Source organism: Streptomyces cinereospinus (assembly GCF_042430725.1).
Classification (GTDB): Bacteria; Actinomycetota; Actinomycetes; order Streptomycetales; family Streptomycetaceae; genus Streptomyces; species Streptomyces cinereospinus.
The window spans coordinates 25,572-49,456 of sequence record NZ_JBHMCY010000010.1 but is presented as its reverse complement, the minus strand read 5'-3'; the positions used below and the strand labels follow the sequence as shown (position 1 = coordinate 49,456).

Below are 23,885 nucleotides of genomic sequence, written 5' to 3'. Positions count from 1 at the left end.
CTCAGTGCTTGGTGCGGAACTTGTGGATCGCGACCGGCGCCATCACCGCGGTGATCGCCACCGACCAGCCGAGGGTCACCCACAGGTCGTGCGCGACCGGGCCGCCCACCATCAGGCCCCGGGCCGCGTCCGCCAGCGTGGAGAGCGGGTTGTAGTCGGTGAACGCCTGCAACCAGCCCGGCATCGACGCCGTCGGCGCGAAGATCGACGAGCCGAACTGGAGCGGGAACAGCACCAGGAAGCCCATCGCCTGCACGGACTGCGCGTTCTTCAGCACCACGCCCAGGGTGAGGAACACCCACATGATCGACGAGGCGAACGCCGTGGACAGGCCGACGGCGGCGAACACGCCGGGCCAGCTCATGATGTCGAAGCCGACCAGCACGGCGACGATCATCAGCACGGTGGTCGCGAACAGCATCCGCAGCAGCTCGACCGAGACCTTCGCGAACAGCACCGAGCCACGCCCGATCGGCAGCGACCGGAAACGGTCCATGACACCGGAGTTGAAGTCCTGGCTGAAGCCGGTACCGACGCCCTGGGACAGCGTCATGCTCATCATCGCGATCATGCCGGGGATGACGTACTGCACGTATCCGTCCTGCCCGCCGCCCAGGGCCTGCCCGATCGAGCCGCCGAAGACGTAGACGAACAGCAGGGTGAAGACGACCGGCATCAGCAGCGCGTCGAACATCGACTCGGGGTCCTGCCGGATCCACAGCAGGTTGCGGCGGATCAGGGCCCCGGTGTGGCGCAGGTGGGCGCGGAGCGGGATGCGGGTGTCGGCGTCGGGGATGGTGACGGCGGCGCTCATACGGCGACCTCCTTACGGTCGTCGGCGGGCGCGGCGTCCTGCGGGGCGCCGGCGCGGTGGCCGGTGAGGGACAGGAACACCTCGTCCAGGCTGGGCAGTTCGGTGCTGATGGCGGCGAGCGTGAGGCCGCGCGCGGTGACGGCGCCGACCACGGCGGTCAGCTGGTCGTCGCTGAGGACCGGTACCAGCACGGTGCCGCCCTCGGTGTCCACGGTGGTCGTGGCCGGCCCGGTGATGCCCAGCTCGTCCAGAGCGCGGGCCAGCGGCCGCAGCTGCGCCGGATCGGCCGGCCGCACCCGCAGGGTGCGCCCGCCGACCTTGGCCTTGAGCTCCTCGATCCCGCCGCCCGCGACGACCTTCCCGCGGTCGACGACGGTCAGCTCGGCGGCGAGCTGCTCGGCCTCCTCCATGTACTGGGTGGTCAGCAGGACGGTGACGCCGTCCCCGACCATGGACTTCACCTCGTCCCACACCTCGTTGCGGGTGCGCGGGTCGAGGCCGGTGGTGGGCTCGTCGAGGAAGAGCACGGCCGGCCGCCCGATCATCGACGCGGCCAGGTCCAGCCGCCGCCGCATCCCCCCGGAGTAGGTGGCCGCGGGCCGCCTGGCCGCCTCGGTGAGCGAGAACCGCTCCAGCAGCTCGTCGGCGCGGGCGCGGGCGTCCTTGCGGGACAGGTCCAGCAGCCGCCCGATCATGTACAGGTTCTCCCATCCCGGGAGCTTCTCGTCGACGGAGGCGTACTGCCCGGTCAGCCCGATCACCCGGCGCAGCTGCCGGGGCTGCCGTACGACGTCGTAGCCGGCGACGGTGGCCCGGCCGGCGTCCGGGGCGAGCAGGGTGGACAGGATCCGCACCAGGGTGGTCTTGCCGGCCCCGTTCGGCCCGAGCACCCCCATCACGGTGCCCTCCCGCACCTCCAGGTCGACGCCGTCCAGCGCCTTCGTCTCCCCGTAGTGCTTCACCAGCCCTCGTACGGTCACGGCCGTGCTGCCGTCGTTCTTCTCGATGCGTGTCATGACGACGACGGTGTCAGGGCCCACCGACAAACGACCGACAGTTCGCCGACAGCCGCGTGGCGCGCGGTCGTCAGCGCGTCCCGCGACGTCCCGCGCCCACCGCCCGGACCGGGCGTATGCCGCGCCCGACGAGTCCGGTGGCCGGGAGAACGCTGCTGCCGGGATGTGCGTCGCGCCGCCGGACGCTGTCGGGACGTGCGGACGTCGCGCCGCCGGGACGGCACCGGGCCGCACATCGTCCGCGTGGAGGGCCGTCGTGGCCCTGCGGGCCCTGCGCAAGGACGTGGCCGGTCCTCATCGGGTGGTGATCGCCGGGGGCGTACCGGCTCCAGGTTCCGCCGGCTTCCGTGACGAGACGCGTGGTGGTCTCGTCGTGGTGGCCGAGTGCCCGCCCCTGAGCCGCTCGCGGCCAGGCCCTCGGCGGTTGGGCGGGCACCGGTCGGCGCGGCCCCGCGGCGGCCCGGGGCGAACCGCCGTGTCCTCGCCGTGCCCACGTGGCGAGACGGCGGAACCCGCGGTGCCCGGATGATAACCACATGGTGACACTGTGAACAGATTATTCCCAGCCGATCACTCTCTCTCTTATAGTGACCGGAAGTTGCACAGAGTTGTCGGTCCTCTGCCGAGAAGTGACCGCACCTCAGGTCCGGCAACGCCATGAAACCCGCCCGACGGCGCGCGCAGCAGACGGTGCACGCCCGCGGACCCGACCGAGGACCCGATCGAGGACCCTGATTGATGACCTCTCCCCTGCTCCCCGGCGACCGCCCCACCCTCCGCAACCTGCTGCCCGTCCCGCTGCTCACCGCGGTCCTCGCCGCGGCCGCGGTCACCGCCGCCGTTCTCCTCGGTCCGGACGCCGCGCGCAGTGCCCTCGCGACGGCCGGGACGATCGCCGCCCTGCTGCTGTGCGCGGCGGCCACGGTGGCCGCCCGTGCCGTCCTGTCGGCGCGAGCCACCCGGGTGCGGCTGGACGCCCTCACCCAGGACGCCGGCCGGCTGCTCCAGGAACGGTCCCGGCTGACGGAGGACTTCCGCCACCGGCACGAGCGGCTGACCGGCGAACTCACCCGGGAACGCGCCCGCTTGTCCGCCGAGCTGGACCAGGAACGGACGCGTCTGGCCGAGACCCTGGCGGCGGAACGCGACCGGCTCACCGAACAGCACGACGCCGCAACCGCCCGGTCGGCCCGGGAACACGCCGACGAGCTGGCCCGGCTCGCGGACGACCACGCCGCCGCGCTCCGCCGGCTCACCGACGAACACGCCGGGGAACTGCGCCTCCTCGGCGAGGAGCACGACGCCGCAACCGCCCGGTCGGCCCGGGAACACGCCGACGAGCGCGACCGGCTGACACAGGAGCGCGACCGGCTGACCGGGGAGAACGAGCGGCTGGCCGCCCGGCTGCGCGAGGCCGAAGGCGCCCGGGCCGCCGCGCTGTCCGCGACCGCCAACGTGGCCGGCCGCATGCAGGCCCTGGCCACCGCCATGCTCGCGGACCTGCGCGCGATGGAGGAGAAGCACCACGACGAGGAGGTGCTCACCGACCTGCTCCACCTCGACCACCGCACCGCGCAGGCCGGCCGGATCGCCGACTCCGTCGCCGTCCTCACCGGCGCCCGCTCGGGCCGCCGCTGGGCCCGGCCCATCGCCATGGAGTCGATCCTGCGCGGCGCCATGGGCCGGATCAGCGGCTACCAGCGCGTCCGTCTCCACTCCGCCAGCGACACCGCCGTGGCCGGGCACGCCGCCGAGGGCGTCATGCACGCGCTCGCCGAACTCCTCGACAACGCCGCGAACTTCTCGCCGCCGACCGCCGAGGTCCACGTCTACGTCGAGGAGGTCCCGGCCGGGGTCATCGTGTCCGTCGAGGACAGCGGGCTCGTCATGGGCGAGGCCCAGTTGCGCCGCGCCGAACGCGCGGTCTCCGGCGAGACGGCCGGACTCGGCGGTCTCAGCGGCACCCGGCTCGGCCTCGCCGTGGTCGGCCGGCTGTCCCGGCGCTACGGCCTCCGGGTCTCGTACCGCCCCTCGGCCCGCGGCGGCACGGGCGTGCTGATGCTCGTCCCGCAGGACATCCTGGTATCGCCGGACGGGCCCGCGAGCCCGGCCGCCGGCGCCGCACCGGCCGGCACCGCCGTCGCGTCCGCCGCCTTGCCGCCCGCACGCAAGGCCCCGCGGCCCGCGCAGTCCCCCGCGGCCGGGTCGCCGGCGCCGGTCGTCCTCCCGCGACGGCGGGGTGGCGGCACGGAGGCCGAACCGGAGCACGCCGCGGACGCGACGGAACCGGGGACCGGCCACGGCACCGCGTACGGCACGGCCCCGGCGGACGGCGGGACGGCGGACCGCGCCACCGTGCGCCCCGCGGCCCCCACCTCCTCCTACGCCGCGTCCCGCGCCGGGACCGACCTGGACCCCGACCCGGTGCCCGCGCACGAATCCCCGGACCAGGACGGCGACACGCCGCCGCTGGTGCTGCCCCGCCGCCGCCGGGGCCAGACCCTGGCCGACGCCGAGCGCACACGCTCCGGCAGCGGCCCCGCCGCCCCGCGCCCGACCCCGACCGCCGAGGAGACCAAGGCCCGCACGGCCCGCTTCAGCAGCTTCCGCGAGGCCGTGCGCGGCACCCCGGACGACCCGGGCACCGGTGCCGGCCGGAGCGCCACCCCCGAAGCACAGTCCACCTCCCCGACCCCGGAAGGCGACACCACTTCATGACCGGCACGACGACCACGGACGAGAAGCTCACCTGGCTGATAGAGGGCCTGTTGGAGCGGACGCCGGGCGCTCGGCACGCGCTCGTGCTCTCCCGTGACGGCCTGAAACTGTGCCGTACCCCCGAGCTGTCCGCCGACCAGGCCGACCAGCTCGCCGCGATCGCCGCCGGCATCCAGTCGCTGTCGCACGGCGCCTCGGTCGAGTTCGGCGACGGCAGCGGAGGCGTGCGCTCGGCGATGACCGAGTTCTACGGCGGCGTGCTGTTCATCGTGGAGGCGGGCGAGGGCGCGCACCTGGCCGTCGTCACCACCGAGGACGCGGACGCCGGGCTCGTCGGGCACACCATGAGCGAGCTGGTGGAACAGCTCGGCGAACATCTGACCGCCGGGCCGCGCACCTCATGAGCAGGCCCGGCAGGGACGATGCTCCGGACCGCCTGTACACCCTCACCGGAGGGCGCAGCCGGTCCGGTCCCGGCAACCCGTTCGACCTGGTCACCCTGGTCGTCGCCGAGTGCGACCCGGTGCCCGGCATGCAGTCCGAGCACGCGGCGATCCTGCGGATGACCGAACGCCCCACGGCGGTCGTGGAGATCGCGGCCGAGCTGAGGCTGCCCGTGAGCATCACCCGGATCCTGCTGGCCGACCTCCTCGCGACGGGCCGGGTCAGTGCCCGCCACCCCCGCAAGGCCGCCGTTCCCGACCCCGACATCCTGGAGCAGGTGCTCGTTGGACTCCGCAACCTCTGAGACGCGCACGCCACTGGGCGCGTCGGCCGACAACGGCCTCAAGATCGTGGTCGTGGGCGGCTTCGGCGCCGGCAAGACCACGCTGGTCCGCTCGGTCAGCGAGATACGCCCCCTCAACACCGAGGAGACGATGACGCAGGCCGGAGCGGCCATCGACGACCTCGGCGGGGTGCGCGGCAAGACGGCGACCACCGTCGCCTTCGACTTCGGCCGCATCACGCTCGACGCGCACAACGTGCTGTACCTGTTCGGCGCGCCCGGCCAGGAGCGCTTCTGGTTCCTGTGGGACCGGCTGTTCTCCGGCACCCTGGGCGCCGTGGTCCTGGTCGACACCCGGCGCATCGGCGATTCCTGGTACGCCATCGACCGCCTGGAGAAGCACGGCACGCCGTTCATCGTGGCGTGCAACGACTTCGGCGGCCCCGCTTTCACCCCCGCGCAGATCCGCGAGGCCCTCGACCTCGACCCGCACGTGCCGCTGGTCCACTGCGACGCCCGGTCCCGTGAGTCCAGCAAGCTGGTGCTGATCACTCTGGTGGAGCGCGTCAAGGCCGTGCACGCCGACCCCGCCCGAGTCTCCCGTCAGGAGCTGGTGTGAACACCGCCCCCGCCCACGGTCCCGCCCCCGTCCCCCTCAGCGGGCCCCTGCTCCAGGACGACCCGGCCCGGGTGTACCGGGAGCTGCGTCGCCGGCACGGCAGCGTGGTCCCGGTGCTGCTCGACGGTGACGTCCCGGCCTGGCTGGTGCTCGGCTACCGCGAACTGCACCAGGTCACCGGCGACCCGGTGCTGTTCAGCCGCGACTCCGAGCTGTGGAACCAGTGGGACGACATCCCCGAGGACTGGCCGCTGCGGCCGATGATCGGCCGCGGGCAGCCGTCGATCCTGTACACGGTCGGCGAGCGGCACCGCGAGCGGGCCGGGATGCTGGTGGACGCGCTGGAGGCGGTGAACCCGGTCGAACTGCGCGGCTACGCCGAGAAGTTCGCCGACGAACTGATCGACGGCATCTGCGCCAGGGGCAGCGCCGACCTCATCGGCGAGTTCGCGATGCTGCTGCCGTTGCGGGTGCTGGCCCGGCTCTACGGTTTCGCCGACGAGGAGGGCCCGGACCTGGTCACCGCCCTCAACGACATGGTCGACGGGCGGGAGCGGGCCCTGGCGGGCCAGATCCACGTGACAGGGGCGATGACGCGGCTGGTGGCGAGCCGCATGGAGGCGCCCGCCGACGACGTGGTGTCCCGGATGCTCGCCAACACGGCCGGTTTCACCGTGGAGGAGATCGGTCAGGACCTGATGGTGATGATGGCGGCCGGGCACCAGCCGACCGCCGACTGGATCGGCAACTCCCTGCACCTGATGCTCACCGACGACCGGTTCGCCGCCTCCCTGTTCGGTGGCCGCAACAGCGTCGCCGAGGCGATGAACGAGGTGCTCTGGGAGGACGCGCCCACCCAGAACGTGGCCGGGCGCTGGGCGTCCCGCGACGCCCAGCTCGGCGGTCGCCACATCCGCGCCGGTGACATGCTGCTCCTCGGCCTCCAGGGCGCCAACTCGGACCCGCAGGTGCGCACCGACGGGTCGGCGCTGACCGGCGGCAACGGCGCGCACTTCTCCTTCGGCCACGGGGAGCACCGCTGCCCGTTCCCGGCGCAGGAGATCGCCGAGGTCATCGCGCGGACCGGCATCGAGGTCGTGCTGGACCGGCTCCCGGACATCGACCTGTCCGTCCCGGCCGCCTCGCTGACCCGCCGCCTCTCGCCGTGGCTGCGCGGCCTGTCCGAACTCCCGGTCACTTTCACCCCCACCCCCGCCCTCGGGGCGACGCGCACATGACGGCCGGCCCGGACACACCGACGCCGGAGGACGGACGCGCGGCGTTCGGCGGCCCGGGTTCCGGTGGCGAGGTGGGTGAGGCCCCCGGTTCGGCTGTCCGGCGGAGATGAGGGGACGACCCGCCGGCGGGGGAAGACCGGCGGGCCGTCCGTGGTGCGGCGGTGGCTCGGTGGCGGGGCACTGGTCAGTGCACGGAGTGCTCCTCCAGCGGGAACGTCCCGCCGACGACGTCCTCGGCGAACGCCTTCGCCGCGTTCCCCATGACCGCCCGCAGGTCGGCGTACTGCTTGACGAACTTCGGCAACCGCCCGCCGGTCAGCCCGAGCATGTCGGTCCAGACCAGCACCTGCGCGTCCGTCTCCGCGCCCGCGCCGATCCCGACCGTCGGGATGTGCAGCGTGCGCGTCACCTCGGCCGCGAGCCCGGCCGGCACCAGCTCCAGCACCACCGCGAACGCCCCCGCGTCCTGCACGGCCTTGGCGTCCCGCAGCAGCTGCGCCGCCGCCTCCTCGCCGCGCCCCTGCACCCGGTAGCCCATGGCGTTGACGGACTGGGGGGTGAGCCCGATGTGGGCCATGACCGGGATGCCGGACTCCACCAGCAGCCGGATCTGCTCGTGCGAGCGCTCGCCGCCCTCCAGCTTCACGGCCTGCACCCCGGCCTCCTTCACCAGCCGGGTCGCCGAGCGCAGCGCCTGCACCGGCCCCTCCTGGTAGGACCCGAACGGCAGGTCGCCGACGATCAGGGAGCGCCTGGTGCCGCGTACCACCGCCGCGGAGAGCATGGTCATCTCGTCCAGGGTGACGGGCACGGTGGTCTCGTACCCGAGGTGGCAGTTGCCCGCCGAGTCGCCGACGAGGATCACCGGGATGCCGGCCTCGTCGAAGACGGACGCGGTCATCGCGTCGTACGCGGTGAGCATGGGCCACTTCTCGCCGCGCTCCTTGGCGGCGGCGATGTCGCGCACCGTGATGCGGCGGGTGCCCTTGCCCCCGTACAGCGCCCTGCTGCCGTCGGAGGTCTGCTGCGGTGTGCTCTGGGCAGCCGGAAGCTGCGTCATGGCAACGGCTCCTTACGTCATCTCGAGGCGCCCTGACGGCGTCCCCGGACCAGTCCCATGGTGGCACCTCGTGCCGGGGAGGGCCAGGGGACCCCGGCACTCCGGGCCCCTGGGGCAGGTCCGCCGGGGACGCGCGCAAGGAAAGCCCCGGAGCCGGGTAAGAACCCTTCGATACGGTACCGTCTCGTATCGTACGTCCTGCCCTCGGCGGCGTGACTGCTCCCGCCGCCCCCGGCGCCCGGGTCCCGGAAGCGGTGCACCGGCCACCCGGCCCCCGTCCGGGGCCGGCCCCGCGGCGCGGCCGCGGAACGCGCCGTCATCGACGGCACGATGAGACTCCTGGAGGACGGCGTCCCGCTCGCCGAGCTCTCCGTCGAACGCCTCGCCCGCACCGCCGGCGAGGCCACCATCTACCGCCGCCGGCGCGGCAAGAAGGAGGAACTCCTCCTCGACGTCGTCCGCGCCGCCGAGCCCCCCGACCCCGAACTCCCCGGCGCCTGCCCGCGCGACGACCTCGTCGTCCTCCGCGCAGCGCTGCGCCGCCGCGGCCTGGCCAACCGCACGGCGATCCCGCACAACGTGCACGCCCAGATGAAGTCCGGCCCGCACCTGTGGGCCGCCTGCCACAGCGCCGTCGTCGCCCCGCGCCGCCGCCTCGGCGTGGAGGTCCTGCGCCGCGGGCAGCGGGACGGCGAACTGCGCGCCGACACCGGCTTCGAACTCGTCCACGACGTCGAACTCGTCCACGACATCGTCTTCGGCCCCCTGCTGGTCCGCTCGTTGCCGCACCCCGAGGCCGAACTCCCCGAGGGCCTCGCGCAACAGCTCGTCGACACCCTGCCGACAGGGCTACGGCCCGTCAGCTCATCGGCCCCGTAACCCGAATGTGCGTGTTTCGTCACAGAGGGGGCCTCCGTCCCGCGAAACCGGAACTACCGGCGCCGACTTGTTCGTCCTAAGTGCCCGTACGGCCGTCATGTGACGGCAGGATCGGAACCGAACATCCCCTAGGGTCTTAGGCGCGGGGGACGACGGTGTGCACGGCAGGTAGCGAGGCGACGGTATGGCGCAGCAGGCGTACGCGACGAAGACGGCGGGCGGTGGCTCGGGGGACGAGCGCCGCGGATCTCGGCTTCGGCGCGTGGTGGCCCGTGTGGCCGACGGCTGGCGCGGCGACCCCCGCGTCTGGCGGCGCGGCCTGGTGGTGGCCGTGCTCGCGGTGCTGCTGGCCGTCGTGATGGTGGTGCACGCGCACATCCCGAACAGCGTGGGCAACCTCGGCAGCCTCACCGAGACGTTCCTGCCCTGGCTCGGCCTGTTCGTCCCGCTGCTGCTCCTGCTGGCCGTGGTCCGCCGGTCCGTCACCGCGCTGATCGCGGTGCTGCTGCCCGCGGTCGTCTGGCTCAACCTCTTCGGCGGGCTGCTCACCGACAAGGCCGGCGCCGGCGGCGACCTCACCGTCGCCACCCACAACGTCAACGCCGACAACGCCGACCCCTACGGCACCGCCCGGGACGTCGCCGCGTCCGGCGCGGACGTGGTGGCGCTGGAGGAGCTGCGGGCGGCGGCCGTACCGACGTACGAGGCGGCGCTGGCGCCGACGTACCGGTACCACGCGGTGCAGGGCACGGTCGGGGTGTGGAGCAAGTACCCGCTCAGCGACGTCCGGCCCGTCGACATCAAGCTCGGCTGGACCCGGGCCATGCGGGCCACGGTGTCCGCGCCCGGCGGCCGGCTCGCCGTCTACGTCGCCCACCTGCCCTCCGTGCGGGTCAAGCTGGAGGCGGGGTTCACCGCCCGGCAGCGCGACACCAGCGCCGACGCGCTCGGCGAGGCCATCGCGGCCGAGGCGCTGGACCGGGTGATCCTGCTCGGCGACCTCAACGGCACCATGAACGACCGCGCCCTGAACGCGGTGACCGCCCAGATGCGCTCCACGCAGGGCGCGGCGGGCAGCGGCTTCGGCTTCAGCTGGCCGGCGTCGTTCCCGCTGGCCCGGATCGACCAGATCATGGTCAAGGGCGTCGAGCCGATGAGCTCCTGGACCCTGCCGGCGACCGGCAGCGACCACCTGCCGGTGGCGGCGCGGGTGCGGCTGGAGCCGTCCGGCTCCTGAGCGGTGCCGGTGTGGCCGGGCTCACACTGTGGGCTAGCTCACCGCAACCCCGCCTTAACCTGCCGGAATACTCGCCCTGAGAGCCTTTGTTCCGAACATGAACATACGAGGTTCGGAACTCCGCTCTGAAAGGCCCTCCATGCCCCTGGCCCTGCTCGCCCTCGCCGTGGGCGCCTTCGGCATCGGTACGACCGAGTTCGTGATGATGGGGCTGCTGCCCGGCGTCGCGGACGACCTGCACGTCTCGATCCCCACCGCGGGCCATCTGGTCTCCGCCTACGCCCTGGGCGTCGTCGTCGGCGCCCCGCTGCTGGCCGCGGTCACCGCCCGGATGTCCCGGCGGGCCGTCCTGATCGGCCTGATGGTCCTGTTCGTCGTCGGCAACGCGCTCTCGGCGTTCGCCCCGGACCACCACTGGCTGCTCGCCGCCCGCTTCCTGAGCGGTCTGCCGCACGGCGCCTTCTTCGGCGTCGGCGCCGTCGTCGCGACCGGCATGGTCGCGCCGGAGCGCAAGGCCCGCTCCGTCTCGCTGATGTTCCTCGGCCTGACGGTCGCCAACATCGTGGGCGTCCCGGCCGCCACCCTCATGGGCCAGCACCTCGGCTGGCGGGCGACCTTCCTCGGCGTCGCCGCGATCGGCCTGGCGGCGATCGCCTCGCTGGCGCTGCTGATCCCGCACGACCGCCCGCACGGCCCCGCGAGCGGGCTGCGCGGCGAGCTGGCCGCGCTGAGGTCGCTGCCGGTGTGGCTGGCGCTCGGCACGACGGTCGCGGGCTTCGGGGCGCTGTTCGCCGCGTACAGCTACATCACGCCGATGCTCACCGACGCCGCCGGGTACGCCGGGACCAGCGTGACGCTGCTGCTGGCGCTGTTCGGCGTCGGCGCGACGATCGGCAACCTGCTGGGCGGCCGGCTGGCCGACCACCACATGCGGGGCACCCTCTTCGGCGGCCTGGCGTCGCTGGTCGTGGTGCTCGCCCTCTTCCCGGTGCTCATGGCGGAGAGGTGGACCGCCGCGCCGGCCGTGGCCCTGCTCGGTACGGCGGCCTTCGTCACCGGCTCGCCGCTGCAGCTGATGGTCATGGAGAAGGCGTCGGCGGCCCCGTCCCTGGCGTCCTCCGCCAACCAGGCCGCCTTCAACCTGGCCAACGCCGGCGGCGCCTGGATCGGCGGCCTGGCCCTCGCGGCCGGCCTCGGCACCACGTCCCCGGCCACGGCGGGCGCGGCACTGGCGGTCCTGGGCGTCGCGGTCGCCGCCACGGCCTACGCGGTCGACCGCCGCTCCACCGGCACGAGCCGGCAGCGCCTGGTGGCATCCCACGTCCCGCATACCTCAGACGCCCTGCACCACTGACCGGGGGGCGAGGGCAACGCCCTCTCAGGGCACGGGGAACTGCGCGGCCGGCCCCCACGCACCCCGCACCCTGTCAGGGGCGCGGGGAACCGCGCGGCCGGCCCTCACGCGCCCCGCGCCCGGCAACACACCGCACCCGCCCCGGCGCCCCCCGCCGGGGGAGGGCAACGCCCTCGACATCGCGAGGAAGCCGAGGGCAACGCCCTGTCAGGGGCGCGGGGAACTGCGCGACCGGCCCTCACGCGCCCCGCGCCCGGCAACACACCGCACCCGCCCCGGCGCCCCCCGCTGGGGGAGGGCAACGCCCTCGACATCGCGAGGAAGCCGAGGGCAACGCCCTGTCAGGGGCGCGGGGAACTGCGCGGCCGGCCCTCGAACACCCCACCCGACGACGCACCGCACCCCACCGTGCCCCCCCGGCCCGGCGTCACGCCGTCTCGCGCCACCCATTGGTGATCGGCAACCGCCGGTCCTTCCCGAACCCCTTCGGCGAGATCTTCGTCCCCGGCGGGTACTGCCGCCGCTTGTACTCGGCCGTGTCCACCATCCGCAGCGTCTTCGTCACCAGCCCGCGGTCGAACCCGGCCGCCACGATCGCGTCGGCCCCCTCGTCCCGGTCCACGTACCGCTCCAGGATCGCGTCCAGGACGGGATAGTCGGGCAGGGAGTCCGTGTCGACCTGCCCCGGCCGCAGCTCCGCGCTCGGCGGCTTGCTGAGGGAGTTCTCCGGGATCGGCGGCGTCTCGCCCCGCTCCTCGGCCGCCCGGTTGCGCCACCTGGCCAGCCGGAAGACCGACGTCTTGTACACGTCCTTGATCGGCCCGTACGCGCCCACCGAGTCGCCGTACAGCGTGGAGTAGCCCACCGCCAGCTCGGACTTGTTGCCGGGCGCCAGCACGATGTGGCCCTCCTGGTTGGAGATGGCCATCAGCAGCGTGCCGCGCAGCCGGGACTGGAGGTTCTCCTCGGCCAGCCCGGTCAGCCCCAGCGATCCCATGTACGCGTCGAACATCGGCTCGATCGCGACGGTGCGGAAGTTCAGCCCCGTACGCCGCGCCAGCTCCGCCGCGTCCCCCTTGGAGTGCTCGGAGGAGTACTTCGACGGCATGGAGACGCCGTACACGTTCTCCGCGCCCACCGCGTCGCACGCGATCGCCGCCACCAGGGCGGAGTCGATGCCGCCGGACAGGCCGACGAGCACCGACCGGAAGCCGTTCTTGCGGACGTACGCCCGCAGGCCCGTGACCAGCGCGGAGTACACCTCCTCGTCGTCGTCGAGGCGCTCGGCGTACCCGCCCGTCCGCTCCGGCTCGTACGCCGGCAGCGGTTCCTCGGACAGCACCAGCCGCTCGACGCGCAGCCCGTCGTCCACCACGCCGGTGGGGGCGTCCGGTGCGGCGGCCGGCAGGTCGAGGTCCAGGATCAGGCACTCCTCGGCGAACTGCGGTGCCCGCGCCACGACCTCGCCGTCCCGGTCGACCACGATCGAGTCACCGTCGAACACCAGCTCGTCCTGCCCGCCGATCATGGCGAGGTAGGCGGTGGTGCAGCCGGCCTCCTGGGCCCGCTTGCGGACCAGTTCCAGCCGGGTGTCGTCCTTGTCGCGCTCGTACGGCGAGGCGTTGACGGACAACAGCAGCCCGGCCTTCGCCGAGCGGGCCGCCGGCACGCGGCCGCCGTCCTGCCACAGGTCCTCGCAGATGGCCAGCGCCACGTCCACGCCGTGCAGCCGCACGACCGGCATGGTGTCGCCGGGCACGAAGTAGCGGAACTCGTCGAAGACGCCGTAGTTCGGCAGGTGGTGCTTGGCGAAGGTGAGGGCCACCTCGCCGCCGTACAACACCGCGCCCGCGTTCTGCGGGGCGCCGGCCGGCTGGCCGAACCGGGGCTGCGCGCTCTCGCTGCGGTCGAGGTAGCCGACCACCACGGGCAGCTCCCCGAGTCCCTCCTCGGCGAGCCGCGCCGCGAGCGAGCGCAGGGCGGCGCGGGAGGCCTCGACGAAGGACGAGCGCAGGGCCAGGTCCTCGACGGGATACCCGGTCAGGACCATCTCCGGGAACGCCACGAGATGCGCTCCCCGCTCGGCGCAGTGCCGGGTCCGGCGAAGGATCGTCTCGCAGTTCCCGGCGAGGTCGCCGACGCGCGAGTCGATCTGGTTCAGGGCGAGACGTAGTTGAGGCACGGGCCCAGTGTAATCGTCAGAGCGACGCGATGGGGGGCGGCGGAGTGTGGGCCGCCCCACGCCACCCGCCGTACCGTCCGGCGCCGGCCTACTCCCGGGCCCGCGCGCCCCGCTCCGCCAGCATGTCCGCCATCAGCCCGATCTCCGACTGCTGGCCCTCGACCATGCCCCGTGCCAGCCGCTTCTCCACCTCGACCGTGCACCGGTCCGCACAGCCCTCGGCCATGTGGACGCCGCCCCGGTGATGGTCCGTCATCAGCTGGAGGTAGAACACCTCGGCCTGCCGGCCGTCGAGCCTGCCGAGCCGGTCCAGCTCGGCGTCCGTCGCCATCCCCGGCATCAGCGCGCCGTCCTCGCCGGAGGCCATGCCGCCCATGCCCATCCAGTCCATCGGGTCCGACGACACCTTCGGCAGCTCCCACAGGTCCAGCCAGCCCAGCAGCATGCCGCGCTGGTTGGCCTGGGTCTGCGCGATGTCGTACGCGAGGCGCCGCACCTCCTCGTCGTCGGTGCGGTCGCGCACGATGTACGACATCTCCACGGCCTGCTGGTGGTGGACCGCCATGTCGCGCGCGAAGCCGGCGTCCGCCGAGCCGGCCGCGGGGACGCCGCCGCCGGAGCCGCCGTCCCCGGCGACCGCGTAGGTGATCGTGCCGACCGCGACGAGCAGCGCCGCCGCCGCCCCGGCGATCCAGCCGGCCTGCGCGTTCCTCACCGGTCCCGCCCCACGGCCGCCGTCACCGCGCCAGCCCGCCCGTGCAGGCGGCGCCCGGCTCGGGGGTCTGCCTGCCCTGGACGTAGGTCTCGAAGAACGTGTCGACGTCCGGGTCGTCCGCGCCGGTCACCGTGCGCTGGTGGCCCCACGCGGACAGCATGACCGGGTCCTGCTGCCCCTCGACCGGGCTCATCAGCGTGTACGGCGTCCGCTTCACCTTCGCCGCCAGCGCGTCCACGTCCGCCTTGTCCGCCTCGCTCGTGTACGTCACCCAGACCGCGCCGTGCTCCAGCGAGTGCACGGCGTTCTCGTTCGGGATCTCCTCGGTGTAGACGTCGCCGTTGCAGTTCATCCACACCTGGTTGTGGTCGCCGCCGACCGGGGGCTTCATCGGGTACGCCACCTTCTCGGTGACGTGGTTCTGGGTCAGCTCGCCCTGCCAGGTCCGCACGCCGTCCGCGCCGGCGGCGAACGTGCCGGTGCTCTTGGCGTCACCGGCGGTGTCCGAGTCGCCGGACTGCGACTGGAGCAGCACCACACCACCGACCACCAGCCCGGCGACCACCACCACGCTGGCCGCGACGGTGAGGATCCGGTTGCGGCGCTCGCGGGAACGCTCCGCGCGCCGCATCTCCTCTATGCGCGCCTTGCGCGACGCACTGCTCTTCTTGGCGGAACCCATCAGACGTGTCCTTCGACAGGGGGGCGGACGGACGGAACGGGTGGGGCTCGCTGATGGTAATGGGCAACGGGGGCCGGGCCGTAGGGAGGTGGCGCGAACAACGGGTGCCGGCCGGGGACGGGCGGGACAATTTGGAACCGCCGATGCGTATTACTACTCTCCCGGTATGCGGCTGCTGCGCTCCACCGACCTCGCCCTGCGCGTCCTGATGCGACTCGCCGTCGCCGCCGCCACCGACAACCCCACCACCAAGCAGGTCTCGGCGGACATGGACGTGCCCTACACGCACGCCGCGAAGATCGTCGCCGAGTTGCAGCGCCTGGGTCTGGTCGACGCCCGCCGCGGCCGGGGCGGCGGGCTCTCCCTCACCGAGCGGGGCCGCGCGGCCTCCGTCGGCACGGTCGTGCGCGCCTTCGAGGGCGACGACGACGTGGTCGAGTGCGAGGGGGCGAACCCCTGCCCGCTGCGCTCCGGCTGCCGGCTGCGCGGCGCCCTGCGCACGGCCCAGGAGGCGTTCTTCGCGGCGCTCGACCCGCTCACCGTCGCGGACATGGTGGCCGACCCGACGGGACCGCTGCTGCTGGGCATCCCCCGGACCCGGGCTGCGGCGGGCGACTGACCCGGTGGCGGGAACCGGCCGGGCCGCCGGTCACCGCACCGGGGCGGCCTGCGCCAGCCACAGGTCGGGACCGAACACCTCGTAGTGGATGTCGGCCGGGGCCACGCCCTCGCCGATCAGCCGGGTGCGCACCGCGCGCATGAAGGGCAGCGGTCCGCACAGGTACGCGCGCGTGCCGGGCCGTACGCCGACGCCGTCCAGGTCGACCAGGCCGGTGCGGTGGCCGGGCCCGGCGTCCCGCTCGTAGAAGAAGTGCACCGAGGCGTCCGGCAGCTTGCCGGCGTAGGACTCGTGGTCGGCGCGCAGGGCGTGGTCGGCGGGCGAGCGGTCGCCGTGCACGACGGTGACCGGGCCCCGGTGGCCCCCGGCGGCGAGATCGGCCAGCATCGCGATCATCGGGGTCACGCCGATGCCCGCCGAGGCCAGCAGCAGCGGGGTGTCCGTACCGGCGTCCAGGACGAGATCGCCGTACGGCTCGGACAGCTCCAGGACGTCACCGGGGCGCACGCGCGCGTGCAGGCGGTTCGAGACCTCGCCGTCCGGCGTCGCACCGCCGTGCACCCGCTTGACGCTGAACTGGCGCACGCGCTCGTCCGGGGCGCCGGACAGGCTGTACTGCCGCGTCTGGCGGGCGCCGTCGGGCAGGGTGACGCGGACGGAGACGTACTGCCCGGCCCGGAAGCCGGCCACCGGGCCGCCGTCCACCGGGCGCAGCCGGAAGGTGGCGACGTCCGCGGTCTCCTCGACCCGCTCCTCGACCCGCCACTCCCGCGTGCCGGCGCCGCCGCGCTCCTGGTACAGCCGCTTCTCGACGGCGATCAGCGCGTTCGCCATCAACCAGTAGACCTCGTCCCAGGCGGCGGCCACCTCGGGCGTGACGGCCTCGCCGAGGACCTCGGCGATGGCGGCGAAGAGATGCTCGTGCACCAGGGCGTACTGCTCGGGGGCCACGCCGAGGGAGGCGTGCTTGTGCGCGACGCGGCCGAGCAGGGCGTCGGGCCGCTGGTCCGGGTGGTCCAGCAGGTGCGCGGCGAAGGCGGCGACGGAGCCGGCCAGGGCCTGCTTCTGGGTGCCGGCTGCCTGGTTGCCGCGGTTGAACAGGTCGCGGAGCAGTTCCGGACGGTCGGCGAAGAGGCGGGCGTAGAAGCGCTCGGTGATCTGGCCGATGGCGGCGCCGACGACGGGGAGGGTGGCGCGGACGGTGGCTGCGGACGGGGCGGAGAGCATCTCGACTCCTCAGGGCTCGGCTGGCGGCACGCTACGAAAACTTGCATATGAGATGCAAATTAAACGGGCATGGTGTCGCTCACTTCGCGCCTCCGGCGCCGAGTGCGTCCCGCGGGCATTACGGATGCGGGCGTCAGCAGGCAAGATGGGCGACAGCGCAGTACACCTGCCGTCCGCCAGGCGTTCAGGCCGCGGACGCTCGGGCGATCGGGACGCGCAACGCGCATGAAATGGTGTTGTGGTGGGATGCTCAGGTGCCCGGTCGTCCCGACCGCGGAAGACGGGCGGCCTGACCAGCAAGGATGGGGAATCGGAAGATGGACAAGCAGCAGGAGTTCGTGCTCCGCACCCTCGAGGAGCGCGACATCCGGTTCGTACGCCTGTGGTTCACGGACGTGCTGGGCTTCCTGAAGTCCGTGGCCGTGGCCCCGGCCGAACTGGAACAGGCCTTCGACGAGGGCATCGGCTTCGACGGCTCCGCGATCGAGGGCTTCGCCCGGGTCTACGAGTCCGACATGATCGCCAAGCCGGACCCCTCGACCTTCCAGATCCTGCCGTGGCGGGCGGAGACCCCGGGCACGGCCCGGATGTTCTGCGACATCCTCATGCCGGACGGCTCGCCCTCCTTCGCCGACCCGCGCTACGTCCTCAAGCGGGCCCTGGCCCGCGCCTCCGACCTGGGCTTCACCTTCTACACCCACCCAGAGATCGAGTTCTTCCTGCTGAAGGACAAGCCGGTCGACGGCTCGGTGCCCACCCCCGCCGACAACTCCGGCTACTTCGACCACACCCCGACCAACGTCGGCATGGACTTCCGCCGCCAGGCGATCACCATGCTGGAGTCGATGGGCATCTCGGTGGAGTTCTCCCACCACGAGGGCGCGCCGGGACAGCAGGAGATCGACCTGCGGTACGCCGACGCGCTGTCGACGGCGGACAACGTCATGACCTTCCGCCTGGTCATGAAGCAGGTGGCGCTGGAGCAGAACCTCCAGGCGACGTTCATGCCGAAGCCGTTCTCCGAGCACCCCGGCTCCGGGATGCACACCCACCTGTCGCTGTTCGAGGGCGACCGCAACGCGTTCTACGAGTCCGGTTCCGAGTACCAGCTGTCCAAGGTCGGCCGCTCCTTCATCGCGGGCCTGCTGCGGCACGCCGCGGAGATCTCGGCGGTCACCAACCAGTGGGTGAACTCCTACAAGCGGATCTGGGGCGGCTCGGAGCGCACCGCAGGGGCCGGCGGCGAGGCGCCGTCGTACATCTGCTGGGGGCACAACAACCGCTCGGCGCTGGTCCGCGTCCCGATGTACAAGCCCGGCAAGACCGGCTCCGCGCGGGTCGAGGTGCGGTCGCTGGACTCCGGGGCGAATCCTTACCTCTCCTACGCCGTGCTGCTGGCCGCGGGCCTGAAGGGCATCGAGGAGGGGTACGAGCTGCCGCCGGGCGCCGAGGACGACGTGTGGGCGCTGTCGGACGCGGAGCGGCGGGCGATGGGCATCGAGCCGCTGCCGCAGAACCTGGGGGAGGCGCTGTCCCTCATGGAGCGCAGCGACCTCGTCGCCGAGACGCTCGGCGAGCACGTGTTCGACTTCTTCCTGCGCAACAAGCGGCAGGAGTGGTTCGAGTACCGGTCCGAGGTGACCGCGTTCGAGCGGCGGAAGAACCTGCCGGTGCTGTAGCGCCTCGCGGCGGGGGCACGGGGCCGCCGTCCGGCTCGCGGCCGGCGGAGGGCCGCTCGCGCGGTTCCCCGCGCCCCTGGTCCGTCACTGGCGCCCGCGTCGTTCCGCGAGGCCGGTCAGGACCCGGTGCAGCGGCTCGGTCGCCCGGCGGCGGTACTCCTGCACCGACCAGCCGTTGCCGTCGGGGTCCCGGAAGTACAGGAAGGTGGCGCCGTCGTCGGGGGCGTACCGGACCGGTTCGGAGACGTCCAGGCCCCGTTCGACCAGCTCCGCGCGGGCCGCCTCGATGTCGGCGACGCACAGTTGCAGGCCCTGGTACGAGCCGGGCTCGGGCCTGGTCCGCCCCTGGCCCAGGTCCCAGATGTGGTCGCCGAGGGCGATCGAGCAGCCCGAGCCGGGGGGCGTCAGCTGGACGATCCGCATGCCCGGCATGACCTCCTGGTCGATGTCGACGTGGAAGCCGACCTTGTCCCGGTAGAAGTCGCGGGCCCGGTCGATGTCGCTCACCGGCAGCGGGATCACTTCGAGCGTGAAGTCCATCAGGCATCCTCCGGAGCAGAGCGCCGACGGGTCCGGCCCGACGGCTTCCCCTCACCGAAGCCGAGAACGGCGCGCGGCGCCACCGAAATGAGGAATACGGGGCCGGGGCCGGGACCGGGCGGAAGCGGTCGTTCCGCACCTGAGCGGTCGTTCCGCACCTCAGCGTTCGCTCCGCACCCGAGCGGTCGTTGCGCACCTCAGCGACCGTTCCGCACCCCCGAAGCGGCGGAGGCCGCCGTATCGTCGTCCGGGCCGCCGTCGGTTGCCGTGGCGCACTGGGGGGGCCGGGCCTCGCACCAGCGGGCCGCGGCCCCGGTTTCCGGGGCCGGTGCCGGTTCGGGCCGGGCCTCGCGCCCCCGGGCCGGCTGCCGTGGCGCACCTGGGCGGCCGTGCGCGCGAAGCGGCGGAGGCCGCCGTATCGTCGTCCGGGCTGCCGTGGCGCACCGGGAGGGCCGCGCCCCGCACCAGCGGGCCGCGGCGCCGGTTTCCCGGGCCGGTGCCGGTTCGGGCCGGGCCGCGGACCCCAGGGCGTCGGGCAACTCGTCAGCGCCTCCCACCGGCGGGCCGGTTAGGCTCGGCTCGTACCACGTTGATCCGAACGGGAGGGCGAGGATGACGCCGGGACGCAGAAGCAGTACCTTCACGCGGCTGCTGCGGCACGGTTTCACCGACCCGTCCGCCGCCGAACGGCTGCTGGACGGCGCCGGGCTCAGCGCCGTCCGCGACGACCCGGTGCTGCTGGACGCGCTGGGCGCCACCGCCGACCCCGATCTCTCCCTGCACGGCCTGGCCGCACTGCTGGAGGCGCAGCCCGACCCCACCGCACGCCGGGTGCTGCTCGACACCCTCAGGGGCTCCAAACCCCTGCGCGACCGGCTGCTCGGGGTGCTCGGCGCCTCCACCGCCCTCGCCGACCACCTCGCCCGGCACGCCGGCGACTGGCGGGCCCTGGTCACCTACGAGCCCCGGGACCTGCACCCGGGGATCGCCAAGTTCGAGCGAGGGCTCGCCGAGGCGGCCGACCCGGTCGCGCTGCGCGTCGCCTACCGGCGCTGTCTGCTGTCCATCGCCGCCCGTGACGTGTGCGGCACGATCGACGTCGCCGAGACCGCCGCCGAACTCGCCGACCTGGCCACCGCGACCCTGCGCCGCGCGCTCGCCCTGGCGGCCGCCGCCGCGCCCGAGGACGCCGCGCTGTGCCGGCTGGCGGTCGTCGCGATGGGCAAGTGCGGCGGGAACGAGCTGAACTACGTCTCCGACGTGGACGTGATCTTCGTCGCCGAGGCCGCCGAGGGCGCCGACGAGGGCAAGGCGCTGCGCGCGGCCGCCCGGCTCGCCTCGCACATGATGCGGATCTGCTCCGAGACCACCGTCGAGGGCTCGATCTGGCCCGTCGACGCCAACCTGCGCCCCGAGGGCAGAAACGGTCCGCTGGTGCGCACGCTCAGCAGCCACCTCGCCTACTACCAGCGCTGGGCCAAGACCTGGGAGTTCCAGGCGCTGCTCAAGGCCCGGCCGGTCGCCGGTGACCTGGAGCTCGGCGCGCAGTACGTCGCCGCCGTCGGCCCCCTGGTGTGGCAGGCCGCCGAACGCGAGAACTTCGTCGCCGACGTGCAGAAGATGCGGCGCCGGGTGGTCGAGAACATCCCGGTCGCCGAGGTCGAGCGCGAGCTGAAGCTCGGTCCCGGCGGCCTGCGGGACGTCGAGTTCGCCGTCCAGCTGCTGCAACTGGTGCACGGGCGGTCGGACGCCTCGCTGCGCAGCGGCTCCACCCTGGAGGCCCTGCGGGCGCTGGCCGGCGGCGGGTACGTCGGCCGGGCCGACGCCGCGCAGCTGGAGGACGCCTACCGCTTCCTGCGCTCCATGGAGCACCGCATCCAGCTGCACCGGCTGCGCCGCACCCACCTCGTTCCCGAGAGCGAGGCCGACCAGCGGCGCCTGGGCCGCTCCCTGGGTCTGCGCACCGACCCGGTCGCCGAGCTGAACCGCGAGTGGAAACGGCACGCCGCCGTCGTACGGCGCCTGCACGAGAAGCTCTTCTACCGGCCGCTGCTCGACGCGGTCGCCCAGCTCGCCCCCGGCGAGGCCCGGCTGAGCCCCGAGGCGGCGCGCGAGCGGCTCGTCGCGCTCGGGTACGCCGACCCCGCGGCGGCGCTGCGGCACCTGGAGGCGCTGGCGTCCGGCGTCAGCCGCAAGGCGGCGATCCAGCGGACCCTGCTGCCGGTGCTGCTGGGCTGGTTCGCGGACTCCGCCGACCCGGACGCCGGACTGCTCAACTTCCGCAAGGTGTCGGACGCGCTGGGCAGGACGCCCTGGTACCTGCGGCTGCTGCGGGACGAGGGCGCGGCGGCGGAGAACCTCGCCCGGGTGCTGTCCGCCGGGCGGCTCGCGCCCGACCTGCTGATGCGCGCGCCGGAGGCCGTGGCCCTGCTGGGCGACGGGGACGGCGGGGGACTGGAGCCCCGGCCGCGGGCCCAGCTGGAGCAGGAGATCCTCGCGGCGGCCGGCCGCGCCGGCAGCGGCGAGCAGGCGGTGGCCGCGGCCCGGGGCGTGCGCCGCCGGGAACTGTTCCGCACGGCCGCCGCGGACATCGTCGGCTCCTACGGCACCGAGGCCCAGCCCGCCGAGGCGGACCAGGGCGAGCTGGTCGACCTGGTCGGCGGGGCCGTGTCCGACCTGACGGCGGCGACCCTGGCGGGGACGCTGCGGGCCGTGGTGCGATGGGGGTCCCCCCGCTCGGGCGAGGCCGGGAGCGGGGGAGGCTGGGGCGACGCCCTGCCGACCCGGTTCGCCGTGATCGGCATGGGGCGGTTCGGCGGGCACGAGCTGGGCTACGGCTCCGACGCGGACGTGCTGTTCGTGCACGAGCCGCGGGACGGGGCCGACGAGCGGGAGGCGTCCGACGCCGCGAACCGGGTCGTCGGCGAGATGCGCCGGCTCCTCCAGCTGCCGAGCGCCGACCCGCCGCTGCTGATCGACGCCGACCTGCGGCCCGAGGGCAAGTCGGGGCCGCTGGTGCGCACCCTGAAGTCGTACGAGGCGTACTACCGCCGCTGGTCCCTGGTCTGGGAGTCGCAGGCGCTGCTGCGGGCCGAACCGGTGGCCGGCGACGAGGACCTGGGCCGCCGGTTCGTGGAGCTGATCGATCCGCTGCGCTACCCGGAGCGGGGGCTCGGGGACGAGGCCGTCCGGGAGATCCGGCGGCTCAAGGCCCGCATGGAGTCGGAGCGGCTGCCCCGCGGCGCCGACCCCAAGCTGCACACCAAGATAGGGCCGGGCGGGCTGTCCGACGTGGAGTGGACCGTGCAGCTGCTGCAACTGCGGCACGGCTGGGAGGTGCCGGGGCTGCGCACCACCCGGACCCGGCAGGCCCTGACGGCGGCGCGGGAGGCCGGGCTGATCTCGGCGGAGGACGCGGGGATCCTGGACGAGGCCTGGGTGCTGGCGACGCGGGTGCGCAACGCCGTGATGCTGGTGCGCGGGCGGGCCGGGGACACCTTCCCCTCGCACGCGCGGGAGCTGGCCGCGGTGGGGCGTTGCCTCGGGTACGGGCCGGGGCACGTGGGCGACATGCTCGACGCCTACCGGCGCACGGCCCGGCGGGCGCGGGGGGTGGTGGAGTCGCTGTTCTACCAGGACTGAGCGGCCGTGGGGCCGCGTCCTACGCCCGTGTGGGCACCGGGCGCTTCGCCCGCGGCACCACGCGCGGCAGGGCGTGCGGCAGCGACCCGTACCAGGCGCGGGCCACCCCGTAGCCGAAGGCGAGGCACAGCAGGCCGCCGATCGCGTCCAGCCAGAAGTGGTTGGCCGTGGCGACGATGACGACGAGGGTGAGCGCCGGGTAGAGCAGGCCCAGCACCCGCACCCACGGCACCGCCGCCAGCGCGAAGATCGTCAGGCCGCACCACAGGGACCAGCCGATGTGCATGGACGGCATCGCGGCGTACTGGTTGGACATGTTCTTCAGGTCGCCCGAGGCCATCGAGCCCCAGGTCTGGTGGACCATGACCGTGTCGACGAAGTGGCCGCCGTTCATCAGCCGGGGCGGGGCGAGCGGATACAGGTAGTAGCCGACCAGCGCCACGCCCGTCGTCGCGAACAGCACCGTGCGGGTGGCCGCGTAGCGCCCGGGATGGCTACGGTAGAGCCACACCAGGACACCCAGCGTGACCATGAAGTGCAGCGTCGCGTAGTAGTAGTTCATGCCGACGATGAGCCAGGAGACCGAGTTCACGGCGTGGTTGACGGTCTGCTCGACGGCGATGCCGAGGTGCTGCTCGGCCCGCCAGATCCAGTCCGCGTTGCGCAGTGCCTCGGCCTTCTGCTCCGGGACCGCGTTGCGGATCAGCGAGTACGTCCAGTAACTGACCGCGATCAACAGGATCTCGAACCAGAGCCGGGGCCGGCGCGGAGCGCGCAGCCGGTGCAGCAGACCCGCCCCCGTGTCGTCCGCGACGGGCTGCGGAACGGCCTCTTCCCGGCCTTCCGGTGTCGTCACGGTCGTCTCGCCCATGGGCACAGAGTCTGCCAGAAAAGACTTCCGGCTCCGATCATCCCCTGGTGGCATCGCGCACGCACG

General features: G+C 73.6%; 20 protein-coding genes. 11 read left to right on the top strand and 9 right to left on the bottom strand.

Annotated features, from left to right (window positions below):
* Position 1: 1 nt before the first annotated feature.
* Complete coding sequence (locus tag ACFF45_RS07470; protein ID WP_381343589.1) at positions 2–814, bottom strand: ABC transporter permease; 813 nt, start codon at positions 812–814, stop codon at positions 2–4.
* Positions 811–1,830 carry an ATP-binding cassette domain-containing protein gene (locus ACFF45_RS07465; RefSeq protein ID WP_381343587.1) on the bottom strand — a complete coding sequence of 340 codons (1,020 nt, stop codon included), beginning with the start codon at positions 1,828–1,830 and terminating at the stop codon, positions 811–813. The genes ACFF45_RS07470 and ACFF45_RS07465 overlap by 4 nt, the downstream gene beginning before the upstream one ends.
* A gap of 738 nt (positions 1,831–2,568) precedes the next feature.
* On the opposite strand from ACFF45_RS07465, the gene ACFF45_RS07460 reads away from it, so the two are divergent.
* Genes ACFF45_RS07460 through ACFF45_RS07440 form a run of 5 tightly spaced genes read left to right on the top strand, consistent with a single transcriptional unit; the run spans position 2,569 to position 7,132 of the window.
* Positions 2,569–4,548 (top strand): ATP-binding protein, encoded by a 1,980-nt coding sequence (locus tag ACFF45_RS07460; RefSeq protein WP_381343585.1) that lies wholly within the window; start codon positions 2,569–2,571, stop codon positions 4,546–4,548.
* Entirely contained in the window at positions 4,545–4,952 is a 408-nt protein-coding gene (locus ACFF45_RS07455; RefSeq protein ID WP_381343582.1) for a roadblock/LC7 domain-containing protein, read from the top strand. Before ACFF45_RS07460 ends, ACFF45_RS07455 begins: the two co-directional genes overlap by 4 nt.
* A complete protein-coding gene (locus tag ACFF45_RS07450) occupies positions 4,949–5,296 on the top strand; it encodes a DUF742 domain-containing protein (RefSeq protein WP_381343579.1) in 348 nt (115 codons plus the stop codon). The genes ACFF45_RS07455 and ACFF45_RS07450 overlap by 4 nt, the downstream gene beginning before the upstream one ends.
* Positions 5,277–5,894: a GTP-binding protein gene (locus tag ACFF45_RS07445; RefSeq protein WP_381343576.1), complete on the top strand. Its 618-nt coding sequence runs from the start codon at positions 5,277–5,279 to the stop codon at positions 5,892–5,894. Before ACFF45_RS07450 ends, ACFF45_RS07445 begins: the two co-directional genes overlap by 20 nt.
* On the top strand, positions 5,891–7,132 hold the full coding sequence (locus tag ACFF45_RS07440) for a cytochrome P450 (RefSeq protein ID WP_381343573.1): 1,242 nt from the start codon (positions 5,891–5,893) through the stop codon (positions 7,130–7,132). Before ACFF45_RS07445 ends, ACFF45_RS07440 begins: the two co-directional genes overlap by 4 nt.
* Positions 7,133–7,316: 184 nt before the next feature.
* Here the strand turns inward: ACFF45_RS07440 and panB are convergent, their stop codons facing one another.
* Positions 7,317–8,192: a 3-methyl-2-oxobutanoate hydroxymethyltransferase gene (gene panB, locus ACFF45_RS07435; RefSeq protein WP_381343570.1), complete on the bottom strand. Its 876-nt coding sequence runs from the start codon at positions 8,190–8,192 to the stop codon at positions 7,317–7,319.
* 330 nt (positions 8,193–8,522) lie between these two features.
* On the opposite strand from panB, the gene ACFF45_RS07430 reads away from it, so the two are divergent.
* The 3 genes from ACFF45_RS07430 to ACFF45_RS07420 all read left to right on the top strand — a co-directional run bounded on the left by ACFF45_RS07430 (position 8,523) and on the right by ACFF45_RS07420 (position 11,662).
* Entirely contained in the window at positions 8,523–9,071 is a 549-nt protein-coding gene (locus ACFF45_RS07430) for a TetR-like C-terminal domain-containing protein (protein ID WP_381343568.1), read from the top strand.
* A gap of 184 nt (positions 9,072–9,255) precedes the next feature.
* Positions 9,256–10,308: an endonuclease/exonuclease/phosphatase family protein gene (locus ACFF45_RS07425; RefSeq protein ID WP_381343566.1), complete on the top strand. Its 1,053-nt coding sequence runs from the start codon at positions 9,256–9,258 to the stop codon at positions 10,306–10,308.
* Positions 10,309–10,447: 139 nt separating this feature from the next.
* Positions 10,448–11,662, top strand: coding sequence for an MFS transporter (locus tag ACFF45_RS07420; protein WP_381343564.1), 1,215 nt, complete (start codon positions 10,448–10,450; stop codon positions 11,660–11,662).
* 427 nt (positions 11,663–12,089) lie between these two features.
* Here ACFF45_RS07420 and ACFF45_RS07415 read toward each other — a convergent pair whose 3' ends face one another.
* The 3 genes from ACFF45_RS07415 to ACFF45_RS07405 form a co-directional block, all read right to left on the bottom strand.
* Positions 12,090–13,844 (bottom strand): NAD+ synthase, encoded by a 1,755-nt coding sequence (locus ACFF45_RS07415; protein ID WP_381343563.1) that lies wholly within the window; start codon positions 13,842–13,844, stop codon positions 12,090–12,092.
* 88 nt (positions 13,845–13,932) lie between these two features.
* Positions 13,933–14,559 (bottom strand): DUF305 domain-containing protein, encoded by a 627-nt coding sequence (locus ACFF45_RS07410; protein WP_381343561.1) that lies wholly within the window; start codon positions 14,557–14,559, stop codon positions 13,933–13,935.
* A 22-nt stretch (positions 14,560–14,581) separates the two neighbouring features.
* Positions 14,582–15,241 carry a thioredoxin-like domain-containing protein gene (locus ACFF45_RS07405; protein ID WP_381343559.1) on the bottom strand — a complete coding sequence of 220 codons (660 nt, stop codon included), beginning with the start codon at positions 15,239–15,241 and terminating at the stop codon, positions 14,582–14,584.
* Between the two features lie 166 nt (positions 15,242–15,407).
* On the opposite strand from ACFF45_RS07405, the gene ACFF45_RS07400 reads away from it, so the two are divergent.
* Entirely contained in the window at positions 15,408–15,860 is a 453-nt protein-coding gene (locus ACFF45_RS07400) for an RrF2 family transcriptional regulator (RefSeq protein ID WP_381343556.1), read from the top strand.
* A 30-nt stretch (positions 15,861–15,890) separates the two neighbouring features.
* Here ACFF45_RS07400 and ACFF45_RS07395 read toward each other — a convergent pair whose 3' ends face one another.
* Complete coding sequence (locus tag ACFF45_RS07395) at positions 15,891–17,087, bottom strand: globin domain-containing protein (protein WP_381343554.1); 1,197 nt, start codon at positions 17,085–17,087, stop codon at positions 15,891–15,893.
* A gap of 317 nt (positions 17,088–17,404) precedes the next feature.
* Between ACFF45_RS07395 and glnA2 the strand changes: the two genes are divergently transcribed.
* Positions 17,405–18,766: a gamma-glutamylpolyamine synthetase GlnA2 gene (gene glnA2, locus ACFF45_RS07390; RefSeq protein ID WP_381343552.1), complete on the top strand. Its 1,362-nt coding sequence runs from the start codon at positions 17,405–17,407 to the stop codon at positions 18,764–18,766.
* Positions 18,767–18,850: 84 nt separating this feature from the next.
* Here glnA2 and ACFF45_RS07385 read toward each other — a convergent pair whose 3' ends face one another.
* Positions 18,851–19,306: a VOC family protein gene (locus ACFF45_RS07385; protein ID WP_381343550.1), complete on the bottom strand. Its 456-nt coding sequence runs from the start codon at positions 19,304–19,306 to the stop codon at positions 18,851–18,853.
* A 612-nt stretch (positions 19,307–19,918) separates the two neighbouring features.
* Between ACFF45_RS07385 and ACFF45_RS07380 the strand changes: the two genes are divergently transcribed.
* Positions 19,919–22,948 (top strand): bifunctional [glutamine synthetase] adenylyltransferase/[glutamine synthetase]-adenylyl-L-tyrosine phosphorylase, encoded by a 3,030-nt coding sequence (locus ACFF45_RS07380; protein WP_381343547.1) that lies wholly within the window; start codon positions 19,919–19,921, stop codon positions 22,946–22,948.
* A 19-nt stretch (positions 22,949–22,967) separates the two neighbouring features.
* On the opposite strand, the gene ACFF45_RS07375 is transcribed toward ACFF45_RS07380, so the two are convergent.
* Positions 22,968–23,819 (bottom strand): phosphatase PAP2 family protein, encoded by an 852-nt coding sequence (locus tag ACFF45_RS07375; RefSeq protein WP_381343545.1) that lies wholly within the window; start codon positions 23,817–23,819, stop codon positions 22,968–22,970.
* Between the last annotated feature and the right edge of the window lie 66 nt (positions 23,820–23,885).

Bases quoted from the DNA above. Each gene is read 5' to 3' on its own strand.
- ACFF45_RS07470 (WP_381343589.1), bottom strand. From the start codon at position 814: ATGAGCGCCGCCGTCACCATCCCCGACGCCGACACCCGCATCCCGCTC.
- ACFF45_RS07465 (WP_381343587.1), bottom strand. From the start codon at position 1,830: ATGACACGCATCGAGAAGAACGACGGCAGCACGGCCGTGACCGTACGA.
- ACFF45_RS07460 (WP_381343585.1), top strand. From the start codon at position 2,569: ATGACCTCTCCCCTGCTCCCCGGCGACCGCCCCACCCTCCGCAACCTG.
- ACFF45_RS07455 (WP_381343582.1), top strand. From the start codon at position 4,545: ATGACCGGCACGACGACCACGGACGAGAAGCTCACCTGGCTGATAGAG.
- ACFF45_RS07450 (WP_381343579.1), top strand. From the start codon at position 4,949: ATGAGCAGGCCCGGCAGGGACGATGCTCCGGACCGCCTGTACACCCTC.
- panB (WP_381343570.1), bottom strand. From the start codon at position 8,192: ATGACGCAGCTTCCGGCTGCCCAGAGCACACCGCAGCAGACCTCCGAC.
- ACFF45_RS07430 (WP_381343568.1), top strand. From the start codon at position 8,523: ATGAGACTCCTGGAGGACGGCGTCCCGCTCGCCGAGCTCTCCGTCGAA.
- ACFF45_RS07425 (WP_381343566.1), top strand. From the start codon at position 9,256: ATGGCGCAGCAGGCGTACGCGACGAAGACGGCGGGCGGTGGCTCGGGG.
- ACFF45_RS07420 (WP_381343564.1), top strand. From the start codon at position 10,448: ATGCCCCTGGCCCTGCTCGCCCTCGCCGTGGGCGCCTTCGGCATCGGT.
- ACFF45_RS07405 (WP_381343559.1), bottom strand. From the start codon at position 15,241: ATGGGTTCCGCCAAGAAGAGCAGTGCGTCGCGCAAGGCGCGCATAGAG.
- ACFF45_RS07400 (WP_381343556.1), top strand. From the start codon at position 15,408: ATGCGGCTGCTGCGCTCCACCGACCTCGCCCTGCGCGTCCTGATGCGA.
- ACFF45_RS07395 (WP_381343554.1), bottom strand. From the start codon at position 17,087: ATGCTCTCCGCCCCGTCCGCAGCCACCGTCCGCGCCACCCTCCCCGTC.
- glnA2 (WP_381343552.1), top strand. From the start codon at position 17,405: ATGGACAAGCAGCAGGAGTTCGTGCTCCGCACCCTCGAGGAGCGCGAC.
- ACFF45_RS07385 (WP_381343550.1), bottom strand. From the start codon at position 19,306: ATGGACTTCACGCTCGAAGTGATCCCGCTGCCGGTGAGCGACATCGAC.
- ACFF45_RS07380 (WP_381343547.1), top strand. From the start codon at position 19,919: ATGACGCCGGGACGCAGAAGCAGTACCTTCACGCGGCTGCTGCGGCAC.
- ACFF45_RS07375 (WP_381343545.1), bottom strand. From the start codon at position 23,819: ATGGGCGAGACGACCGTGACGACACCGGAAGGCCGGGAAGAGGCCGTT.